Origin of the sequence: Pseudoalteromonas sp. 120-MNA-CIBAN-0494 (genome assembly GCF_040308885.1) — a bacterium.
Classification (GTDB): Bacteria; Pseudomonadota; Gammaproteobacteria; order Enterobacterales; family Alteromonadaceae; genus Pseudoalteromonas; species Pseudoalteromonas nigrifaciens.
This window is the reverse complement of sequence record NZ_JBEOOE010000027.1, coordinates 1-11,248: the sequence shown is the minus strand read 5'-3', so window position 1 is coordinate 11,248 and position 11,248 is coordinate 1. Positions and strand designations below refer to the sequence as shown.

8 protein-coding genes and 1 pseudogene are annotated in these 11,248 nt (G+C 39.1%); 5 read left to right on the top strand and 4 right to left on the bottom strand.

All coding sequences use genetic code 11. The annotated features are described in order from the left end of the window. Positions 1-30 precede the first annotated feature (30 nt). On the bottom strand, positions 31-3,237 hold the full coding sequence (locus AAEY55_RS14135; protein ID WP_350551826.1) for a glycoside hydrolase family 2 TIM barrel-domain containing protein: 3,207 nt from the start codon (positions 3,235-3,237) through the stop codon (positions 31-33). A gap of 338 nt (positions 3,238-3,575) precedes the next feature. Between AAEY55_RS14135 and AAEY55_RS14130 the strand changes: the two genes are divergently transcribed. Together AAEY55_RS14130 and AAEY55_RS14125 are read left to right on the top strand one after the other, a co-directional pair. After that, positions 3,576-4,295: a FadR/GntR family transcriptional regulator gene (locus AAEY55_RS14130; RefSeq protein WP_182683703.1), complete on the top strand. Its 720-nt coding sequence runs from the start codon at positions 3,576-3,578 to the stop codon at positions 4,293-4,295. A 252-nt stretch (positions 4,296-4,547) separates the two neighbouring features. Beyond that, the gene (locus AAEY55_RS14125; protein WP_182683702.1) at positions 4,548-5,828 is read left to right on the top strand and encodes an FAD-binding oxidoreductase; all 1,281 of its coding nucleotides are present in this window, start codon (positions 4,548-4,550) and stop codon (positions 5,826-5,828) included. 31 nt (positions 5,829-5,859) lie between these two features. Here AAEY55_RS14125 and AAEY55_RS14120 read toward each other — a convergent pair whose 3' ends face one another. The 3 genes from AAEY55_RS14120 to AAEY55_RS14110 all read right to left on the bottom strand — a co-directional run bounded on the left by AAEY55_RS14120 (position 5,860) and on the right by AAEY55_RS14110 (position 8,030). Next, entirely contained in the window at positions 5,860-6,105 is a 246-nt protein-coding gene (locus tag AAEY55_RS14120; protein WP_310736334.1) for an IS30 family transposase, read from the bottom strand. Then, positions 6,090-6,509 (bottom strand): hypothetical protein, encoded by a 420-nt coding sequence (locus tag AAEY55_RS14115; protein ID WP_259398048.1) that lies wholly within the window; start codon positions 6,507-6,509, stop codon positions 6,090-6,092. The genes AAEY55_RS14120 and AAEY55_RS14115 overlap by 16 nt, the downstream gene beginning before the upstream one ends. Positions 6,510-7,025: 516 nt before the next feature. Beyond that, positions 7,026-8,030, bottom strand: coding sequence for a LacI family DNA-binding transcriptional regulator (locus AAEY55_RS14110; RefSeq protein ID WP_182683701.1), 1,005 nt, complete (start codon positions 8,028-8,030; stop codon positions 7,026-7,028). A 164-nt stretch (positions 8,031-8,194) separates the two neighbouring features. Between AAEY55_RS14110 and AAEY55_RS14105 the strand changes: the two genes are divergently transcribed. The 3 genes and pseudogenes from AAEY55_RS14105 to AAEY55_RS14095 form a co-directional block, all read left to right on the top strand. Further along, positions 8,195-9,235 carry a UDP-glucose--hexose-1-phosphate uridylyltransferase gene (locus AAEY55_RS14105; protein WP_182683700.1) on the top strand — a complete coding sequence of 347 codons (1,041 nt, stop codon included), beginning with the start codon at positions 8,195-8,197 and terminating at the stop codon, positions 9,233-9,235. Then, positions 9,236-10,378 (top strand): galactokinase, encoded by a 1,143-nt coding sequence (gene galK, locus AAEY55_RS14100; RefSeq protein WP_182683699.1) that lies wholly within the window; start codon positions 9,236-9,238, stop codon positions 10,376-10,378. 78 nt (positions 10,379-10,456) lie between these two features. After that, a pseudogene (locus AAEY55_RS14095) lies at positions 10,457-11,170 on the top strand (sodium:solute symporter family transporter); the annotation flags it as partial. Between the last annotated feature and the right edge of the window lie 78 nt (positions 11,171-11,248).

Sequence of the window (11,248 nt, the reverse complement as noted above, 5' to 3'; positions counted from 1 at the left end):
TATCTTGAGATGGCTTGAGTAGGTGGTTACTTACTTGCTATTTGACCCAACGGTACGAGCAAGTGCCGCAGGGTTTACCTTGGTAGCACTAAAAGGCACTAAGGTAAAACCGTACTGATAGCTTTGTGCTGGTATGGTATATTGTGCATGTACTAAGCGCCCCCAAGACGTATCACCCCCTACGCCCATTTGTTTGTGGTCGATATTGACGGTAACTAAATCGCGCATCGGTACTTCTGCGCCATGCTTACTGGTTACCGGTACTAACCCTGAGGCTGATTCTTCACCGTCTTTACCAGCAATAAAGTCGATATCACTTTGTTTATAAGGCCATGCACTGGTGTTGAGTACTTGATCGCCAACGACTAAAAGTCCTAATCCATGGTCAGCTTTTAACGCCATCCAACGAACATCGGTTTTATTGCCATTTTCTTGTGGACGAACATAGTGATGTATTTGGTCCTTAACTAATCTTTTATATAATGAAATTGGTGCTGATGTTTTTCTATCCGCATAGCTTTCATGTGGCCCACGGCCAAACCAAGATAATTGTTGGAATTGTCCTGGCATAGTTAGTTGCATACCTAAACGCGGTAAGTTTGGAAGCTCTTGCCCTGGGGCAATATTTAACTGACTTTGCACATGAATTTGACCATTATTGTGAACGTTATATTGCACTTGATAATCACCGATAAAGTCAGCGACTTTATACTTGCTAGTAACTTGATAACCTTGTGCTGTTTTGTGTTTTTTCAGTGAAGATAACACTAATTTATCACTGGCGGTTTGCCATAGCGCCGCCCAATTTTGCATGCCATTACCTAAATCGTTATCAGTGGGTGCACGCCAGAAGTTTGCGCGTAACGATGATTTAAGTAAGTCACTGTTGTTATAGCTATATTGGCTTAACCAACCGGTGTTTTTATCAAAAGTGGCAGTGCTGCTGTTATTACTAAAGCTTAAAACGTTTTTATTATCTTGCTTAATTACCATAGCGGCTGACGTTTTTGGCGCTTGATTAGCCACTAACTGTACCGGTAATTTAAATTGTTCAAATGCCAGTTCATGTCCGCTTGCTAGCAAACCGTATGGCTGACGAACTACAGCGCTGAGGGTAATGAAGTATTCTTTGCTATCAACTTGTGGTAATGACGGCAATGCTAGCTTGATCTGCGCTTTCTGACTAGGTAATACATTTGGAAGAGCTTGGTGGCCGTGTGCAACAACTTCACCGTCTGTTTCAATACGCCACTGTAAATCAAACATGGCTAACTCGATGAAGTCATAGCGGTTTTCTACAATAAACTCGCCTTTGCTGCTGTTCGCTTCAGAAAAGCGAATCGCTTGGTAAACCTTCTTTACTTCATAGGCGTGTGGATGAGGCTGACGATCCGCTGACATTAAGCCGTTATTTAAGAAATTACCATCGCTCGGCAAATCAGGGTGAAAGTCTTTGCCGTATGCCCAGTACTTAACGCCGTTTTCATTGGTGTACTCAAGTGCCTGGTCAACCCAATCCCAAATAAAACCGCCTTGTAGTACGTCGTATTTTTCGATTGCTTGCCAATAGTCGGCTAAGTTACCTACTGAGTTACCCATAGCATGCGCATATTCAATCATAATGCCAGGACGGTTTGGTTTAGATTCCGCATATTCTACTAAACGCTCGATTGACGGGTACATTGGAGCGAATACGTCGGTGTAATACTCTTCTCCAGCTGGCTCATATTGCACTAAACGGCTGTTATCATTGTCTTTAAGCCATTGATATGTGGTTTCAAAAATCTTGCCTTTACCAGCTTCATTACCTAATGACCAAATGATGATTGACGGGTGATTTTTGTCGCGCTCAAACATACGTTGTGTGCGATCTAAATGGGCTGGTAACCAGCTCATTTCATTGCCTAACTGTGTATCTTTATTAATCGCTAATGGGTGCGATTCGATATTGGCTTCGTCAATCACATACATACCATATTTATCCGTTAACTCGTACCAATAAGGGTCGTTAGGGTAATGGCTTGCACGTACAGCGTTAATATTAAACTCTTTCATCAGTTTAATATCTTGTTCCATTGATGCTCTCGTCACAACATGACCGTGGAGAGGATCCGTTTCATGGCGGTCAACACCGCGAATGGTGATCGCTTTACCGTTAATGGTGAGTTTGCCGTCCACTACTTCTAAATGTCTAAAGCCAATATCATTGCGTACGGTCTCAATGGTGTTGCCTTTACGGTCTTTTAAGCTGATCAAAAGGGTATATAAATTAGGTGTTTCAGCTGACCATAACGCCGGTTGACTTAACATACTTTCAAGCGATACTTCTGTGCTACCGTTAGCGGCGACGTTTACTTTAACTTCTTTATCCACTAATACCTTCATATTATTACGTGGATCTAGGAGCTGTACTTGGAGGTTTTGTCGTGATTTTCTATCAGCAAAGTTCTTTAAAGTAACATCAAGAGCAAGCTTTCCTTGGCTAAAGGTCTTATCTAGAGTGGGTTTAGCGTGAAAATCAAAAATACGCTGCTTAGGGGTAGCGTAAAGATAAACATCGCGTTCAATGCCAGAAATACGTAGCATATCTTGGCTTTCTAGATAGCTGGCATCGGTCCAACGTCTAATTTGAAAAGCTAATAAATTATCCCCTTCATTAAGGTAAGAGGTAATGTCAAATTCTGCAGGGGTTTTGGCGCCTTGACTAAAACCGACTTTGTTGCCGTTTAACCAGACATCTAAAGACGATTTTGCCGCACCAACATGAATAAATACTTGTTTGTTTTTCCATGAGCTTGGCAGAGTGAAGGGCTTACGATAAGAGCCAATTGGGTTGTAGTCTTTTGGTGCATCAGGCCACGTGGTGGTAAAAGGAAAGCGCTCATCTAAATAAATTGGGTAACCAAATCCTTTAGTTTCCCAATTGCCCGGTACCGGGATTTGCTGCCAGTTGCTATCATCAAAATTATCAGCCTGAAAGTTTTCTGGTTTGTTCTTTGGTGAGCGTTGCCAGTCAAATTTCCACAAACCATTAAGCAATAAAAAATTATTGTTTTGTTCTTTATTATTGATTAGTGCAGCGTCTCGAGATTGAAATGGAAAAAATGAGGCACGTGGCGCTTCTTTATTAATGGCAAATACTTCATTATTTTCCCAAGGTTCACGGGGTTGGCTATTAGCGTTGCTGTTAACAAGTAACAGCAAGGTTAACGCAATGGGGCTAAGTGACTTTATCATGAAACAAATATCTTAATTAAATTTAACAATACTATTTATAATACAAATAAAGTTTATTTAAGCAAGTACTTTCTATATTAAATGATTTAAGTGGGTACTCCAGTGAGATGAATAACCATAACCAACGAATATAAGATTATTTTCATTGATTACATCGCTGCATTTTAGATTGAAAAAACCCTAAAGTTAGTGCTAAATCGCATCATCGTGCTCAATCTTCTTTAAAAAGAGACGATATATACAGTTTTAAATTAAGCTAGTGTATTTATATAAACTCATTTATCATACAAATAAAGATTGGCAGATATAATGCAAAATAACCTAGAGTAAAATAGTACATGGAATCATCACATCGTAATCTAACTCAGCAAGTTGTTCATGAGTTGGGTAAAAAGATCTTAAATGGTAGTTATAAAGTAGGTGATCGACTCCCTTCTGAAGCTGACTTATGTACACAATTTAATATTAGTCGCACCGCTACTCGCGAAGCAGTAAAAATGTTAACAGCCAAAGGGTTAATTAGTTCTAGACCCAGACAAGGTATTACTGTTGTTGAGTCAAAGCATTGGAACTTGTTTGATGTTGATGTTTTGGAATGGGTGTTATTAGGTAAGCCCGACTTATACTTACTAAGGTATTTTTTACAGTTGCGATTAGCCCTTGAGGCAGAAGCTGCATATTTAGCTGCGTTATATGCCACTGAGGCTGATCTAACAGCGATAGAGAGCTCTTTAGTGCGGATGAAAGATGCTACAAATGGTATGGATGACACCCATGAAGCTGATATTGATTTTCACCATAGTGTATTGTCTGCAAGTAATAATCCTTTCTTTATCCAATTAAAGAACTTTATTACTACCGCATTAAAAGTGAACTTGCGTTTTACTAACCGTATGATTGCGGTTACGGTAGAAGAATATCAGGCGCACTGTGATATTTTTGAATACATTAAAAATAAAAAACCTCAAGCTGCTTTTGATGCTGCCATGATCACACAACGGGCAACCTTAGCGATCGTTAATAAGCAAATTGAGGAGCAAGAAAGCCATACTACTTAATTCAGCCAAAACGGCACTAATGACTAGTTATTTATTCTGTCAGTGCCGAAACGACTGATAGTATAGTTTACTTTCGTCGTTAAAATAATTAGTGCCATAAGCTATAAATAGTATCCTTGAATACACCTAATAAAAGAGACATTTATTTGGTGGATTAAGTACTCTAAACCCTTAATACAAATAATGTCCGTACTATAAAGTGCAAAGTAACTTTTAATTTTTTAAGCAATGTTGATTGAGTGGAATAATGATATGGCTATTGAATCGATTAGCAGTAATTTGTGGCATCTTACTTCAAAAAGCTTATTGAAAACCAATCAACTCAATAAGGATAAATCTGTTGATGCTGTCGTTGTAGGTGGTGGTTATACCGGTGTATCTTGTGCATTAAGGCTTGCAGAGCAAGGTAAAAAAGTTATTCTTTTAGAGTCACAAGATATCGGTTACGGCGGTTCAGGGAGGAACGTAGGGTTAGTTAATCCAGGGCTTTGGATGGAACCCGATAAAGTAGAAAAATTGTTAGGGCAAACGGCTGGAATTAAACTTAACGAGATGCTCTTTCGCGGCCCAGAATTAGTTTTTTCTAATATAGCAAATTACAACATAGAGTGTGAATTAACTCAAACTGGCACCCTGCATTGCGCTCACTCAAAGGCTGGCCTAGCTAACTTGGAGGAGAGATTAAGACAATACCGAAATAGAGGTATTAAAGTTGATTTGCTTTCAAGATCAAATACTGAAGATAAGTTAGGCACATCAATATATCATGGTGCTCTACATTTAAGAGAAGCAGGTACAATTCAACCGCTTGCTTACTTACGAGGGTTAGCTTGTGCCGCTATACAAGCCGGAGCATCTATTCATCAAAGAACTCCAGTAACTGCAATCGAGCGAAAAAATGCATCTTGGGAAATCAGAACATCTGCGTACAACATTAAAACTGAAGCTGTCATATTAGCAACTAATGCTTACCATCAGCAAACAAATATAAGTGCGGCTCCAACTTACACCCCAGTGCATTACTTTCAAGCGGCAACTAGACCTCTAGATGAGGCGTTACTAAAAAGAATTTTACCTGAGCAGCAAGGATGTTGGGACACTGCTATGATAATGTCTTCAATACGTCGTGACCAAGCTGGCAGGCTGATACTCGGAGCTGTTGGATCACTTGATTTACCATCAAGGTATATCCATTATAATTGGGCCCAGCATAGGCTAAAAAAGCTTTATCCTTACTTAGGTGATGTGGGCTTCGAGCATGCGTGGCATGGTCGTATTGCATGCACAAATGACCATTTACCTCACATAGTTGAATTTGGGCCAAATGCAATAAACCTTTTTGGTTACAGCGGAAGAGGTATTAGCCCAGGGAGCGTCTTTGGTAGAGCCGCTGCAGAGTATATTATTTCTGGTGATCAATCGTATTTACCAATTGAGCCGGTGAGATCATACACAGAAAAATTTACAAAGTTAAAGGGGGCATTTTATGAACTTGGTGCCACAGCATTTCATGGAGTCACAGGTTTTCTTTAGCTCGCGGATTCAAACCTGAAGTGCATAACGTTTAGGGGGCTTTAGCCGCCAAGTGATCCTGCATCAATTTTGCAGGCGTTTCAAATCCAAGTGTCTTCCTCGGACGATTATTAAGTTGCTCAAGTACTGGTATAACTTGCGCTGGTGTTACCGCCTTAAAATCGGTGCTCTTCGGCCAATACTGACGTAGTAATCCATTCGTGTTTTCATTCAATCCGCGCTCCCATGAGTGATAAGGGTGAGCAAAATAAACAGGAACACTTAAAGCGTCTGTGATTTGCTCGTGATAAGCGAACTCTTTTCCATTGTCAGCCGTGATGGTATGAAGCGCTGACTATATGGCCTTAATAGTTCTATTGTCGCCGCAGTGACGGCTTGTGCTGTTTTTCCTGCCACCTGAGTTGATACAGTGAATTGGGTAACCCGTTCTTCAATGCTAACGCGATTTTTTATTTGCCCTCGGTTTGTTTTACCATGACTGCGCTTGTGATATTTCTTACCGTGTCGGCGCAGGTGTAGGTATAACTCACCACCTGCTTTTTTATCTTCCCAGATATACAGATAAATGCATTCATGGCTGACAGACAGTTCACTTTCTTTGCGTAACCATCCCGTTATTTTTTCAGGACTCCACTTCTCATTAAGCTTCTGGGTAATTAAAGCTATCATTTCAGGTGTCACTTAAGCGGTTTTCTTACACTTCTTCGGCGAAACAAAGCCCGCTCATGAGCTTGTTTGTGTCTGTAACCTCGCTTACCTGTATTTCTAGAAAGCTCTCTTGAAATCGTAGATTGCGATAAATTAGTTAGCTCTGCTACTTTGTTGCGTAAAACCGCTTTTCTTTAGAACGGCGATCTGGCATCTTTGGGCATAGGTCAGCTGTTTGTAATGTCTCATTGTAAAATCTCTTGCCGGAGAAAAAGCAGTTAGCTTATGAGCAACTGACCACTTAATCTAGCCAAAACAAGTTATGCACTTACAATTTGAATCTAGGGTTTAATTTGCAGCAGTGGCTTGAGCTTTTAAATAAAGCAGTGCTGAGCAATATGTTATTGCCATAAATAGCTTATAGCGACGCATAAATACCAAACACGAGTTACCTTTTTGGTTTCTGCCTAGAAGCTTGAGTAGTTTTTTAGCCCATTAGTTAAACCTATATAAATAGCCGCAAGTTGATTAGCTTATTTAATCTTCTGATTAACCTGATTTAAAACTAGTTGATTCTCGCTTTATAATCCTGGGAATATGTTTATAATTTTTTCGGTCATCAATTATTGTGTTATTAGTTGATAGTTCAAGCGCTATATTAGTTGCTTGTATTGCCATTTTTCCAATTGGGTAGTTGAGTGTACTCAACTTTGGCCTTGAATACCTAGAGAGTAACACGTCATCAAAACCGAGTACTGAGATGTCATACGGTACTTTGAATCCATTATCTTCTAATGTAGAAATAGCACCGATTGCCATTGCATCGTTATAAACAAATAGTGCAGAAAAACTCTTTCCTGAAGCGAGTAGCTTTTGAGTGGCAATTTCTCCTCCTTGAAGTGTGGGAGGGCCGTACTCAATAAGGTCAACATCTGCTCCTACTAACTTTAGTTCATGTTGAAATCCTTGTAATCTGAGTAGCGGATCATCTATTTGATGTTTACTTGAGATGCAGGCAAAGCTTTTATGATTCAATGACAATAAATGACGAGCTGCAATCTTTCCACCTTCGAGATTATCTAGCCAAACACAACGTTCTGCTATTTCTTCAATATAGCGATCGATCAGCACTAAACCTGATGTTTTTTTTGCTAATGCAATCAATGCCTCATCAGATAATTTTTTACTATGTACCACCATTACATCGCATCGTCTTTCTATTAGTAAGTTGATGGCCTGCATTTCAGACTCGGCTGAGACTAATCCCGTACTTAAAAGCAATTGCATATTGTTTTGTCGTGCAACTTGCTCTACACCATTTGCTAAAGAGGCAAAAAAGGGATCAACAAGGTCTGGAATCACTACACCTATTGTAGTGCTTCTCTGAGTGACTAAGGCTCGAGCATTCGCATTAGGTGTATAGTTCAAGTCTTTCATTGCCTTAAGCACATTTTCAATGGTTTTTTTACTGACTTTTGGGCCGTTATTTAATACACGAGATACGGATGCCACAGAAACTCCTGCGATACGGGCTACGTCTTTTATTGTTGCCATTAGGTAATTGCTTTCATTATATAATCTGATTAAGTTTGGTTAATATACATTGAAAAGATGTTAAATAACAATAAACCACTTGTTTAAAATTAGTGCTTGCTCAGTTTGGGGTAAACGATTACCCTTGGTTTAATCTTTACAATAATTAATACTTTTTAAATATTATGACTATCAAATTTGATCCGACTGAGCATCCGCATCGAAGATATAACCCATTAGCTGATGAGTGGGTATTAGTTTCAACTCACCGAGCAAAGCGACCTTGGCAGGGGCAAGTAGAAAGGCTTGATGAGCATCAAACTCCCGCCCATGATAAAAGTTGTTTTTTATGTTCCGGAAACTCACGAATTAATGGTGAAGTAAACGATGAATATAAACAAACTTATGTTTTTACGAATGATTTTTCTGCAATTAAGCAAAATACTCCCGTTGTAAAGTGTGATGATCCACTATTTTTAATGGCAACGGAGCAAGGTGAAGCTCGGGTAATTTGTTTCTCCCCTGATCACAGTAAAAGCTTACCTGAGCTTTCAGTAAATGAACTTTATAATGTTGTTGATACTTGGCAAAAGCAGTGTGATGAATTAAGGCGAACTTATACATCAGTGCAAATTTTTGAAAATAAAGGCAGTGTGATGGGGTGTTCTAACCCACACCCTCATGGCCAAATTTGGGCACAACAGCAACTACCTACTTTAGTTGTGAAAAAACAAAAAGCGCAACAGGCTTACTTCAACTTATATAACAGTAATTTATTGCAAGATTATGCTGTCAGAGAAATTGAAAATAAAGAGCGCATTGTGGTTATAAACGATGATTGGTTGGTTGTCGTGCCATATTGGGCTGCTTGGCCTTTTGAAACATTATTACTTCTAAGGTTTACAGTAAGTCGTCTTGCAGAATGGAATGAACAACGAAAACAATCTCTTGCGGCTATTCTTAAACAAATAACAATCAAATATGACAATTTATTCAAATGCTCTTTTCCTTACTCAATGGGCTGGCATGGCGCTCCTTTTGATGGAATGCAACATGATGAGTGGACTTTGCATGCCAGTTTTTTCCCTCCCTTATTACGCTCTGCCACGATCCGTAAATTTATGGTGGGCTATGAAATGATGGCTGAAGCCCAGCGAGATTTAACTGCAGAGCAAGCTACGCAAAGGTTACGTGATTTATCAGATTTTCATTATAAGGAGAAGTAAATGACTCAAAAAACGCTAGTAAAAGGCTTATTTTATCAACAATTTCAAAGTCCAGCAGAGTTCGTTTGCCATGCGCCCGGTCGAGTAAATATTATTGGTGATCATACCGATTATAATGATGGGTTTGTGCTCCCTGCGGCTATCAATTATGGCACTACAATTGCCGTTTCAGCAAGGCAGGATAAGGAAGTTGAAGTTTATGCATATGACTGTGATTCACAAAAGAATATATTTTCTCTCAATAATATAGTGTTTGATAAGCAGGTAATGTGGAGTAATTATATTAAAGGTACGCTACAAGCATTAATGCGGAAGTATCCATATATTAATGGAGCAAACTTAGTTGTTGTAGGTAATGTACCTCAAGGCGCTGGTTTAAGCTCTTCTGCTAGCTTTGAAATAGCTATTCTCAAAGCATTTTCTCAATTGTATCAATTAGATTTAGATGGCATTAGTGCGGCGTTAATGGGGCAGCAAGCTGAGAATGATTTTGTTGGTTGCAATTGTGGCATTATGGATCAGCTAATCTCAGCAATGGGGCTGCAAAATCACGCCATGTTGTTAGACTGCAAATATTTGTCCTTTGAAGAGGCACTCATTCCTGATGATTTAACGCTGTTTATTGTTAATTCAAATGTTAAACGTGGTTTGGTTGATAGTGAATATAATTTAAGGCGTCAGCAGTGCGAGCAAGTCGCTAAATATTTTGATGTTTCTACTCTACGAGACGTTTCTTTAGAACAATTGAACTCAGTACAAGAGCAAATAGACCCGTTATTACTTAAGCGTGCCCGTCATGTGATCACTGAAAATAGTCGTGCTGTTGCGACATTAGATGCTCTAAAAAGTAATGACATGGCAGCGATTAGTATCGCAATGAAAGAATCTCATGCATCTTTGCGAGATGACTTTGAAGTAACTACCAAAGAAATGGATGGCCTAGTTGAAATTATAGATGGAGTTTTAGGAATTAATGGTGGAGTTCGCATGACAGGTGGCGGCTTTGGTGGCTGTGTAGTTGCTTTGGTACCTTCATCTATGTTGATTCAAGTAAAGAATGCAGTAAATAGCAATTACGAGAAAATATTTGGTATAAAACCGAGTATTTACCAATGCACTGCAACTCAAGGTGCATTCAGGTAGTCGCATACTCAGAACGTTACAAAACAAAAAATAATTAAAACAGAGAATTAAAACTAAAAAATAAAAGGCGAATAAATGATGGGTTTTACGACAAAATTGGGGACGCTCGATAGCATAATTTTTATTGTTTACGTTATAGGCTTGTTATGCCTTGCTTGGTGGATTTCCCGAAATGAAAAACAAGAAGGGACAAATACAGAAGACTACTTTCTAGCCAGTAAGGCACTCCCTTGGTGGGCTATTGGTGCCTCTTTAATTGCAGCAAATATTTCCGCTGAACAAATTATTGGAATGTCAGGCTCTGGTTATGCGATTGGTTTAGCTATTGCGTCTTATGAGTGGATGGCAGCGATTACTTTAGTGTTAGTCGGTAAATATATGTTACCTATTTTTTTAGAGAATAAAATTTTTACCATGCCGCAATATCTTGAGCAACGTTTTGACAGTAAAGTGAAAACAACGATGTCAATTTTTTGGTTGGCAGTTTATACCTTTGTTAACTTAACTGCCGTTTTATGGCTAGGTGGTATGGCCATAGAAACAGTTGCGGGAGTTGACTGGATGTTCGGTATGATATTTTTAGCAGTGTTCTCTGTTGCCTACTCTCTTTATGGTGGTTTAAAAGCGGTTGCCTTTACTGATATTTTACAAGTCGTGCTCTTAGTTTTTGGTGGGCTGTTACTTAGTTATTTAGCGTTAGATGCTGTTGCTGATGGTCAAGGCGTTTTAACCGGCTTTGGTATCCTGACAGATCAAATGCCTGGACATTTTGACATGATACTTAGCCCTGATAGAGGATGTAACTAATTTTGTGTAACTGCCTATCATTATTTACTCTAAAAAGAGTTTAAGGATTAGGCGATGAACATG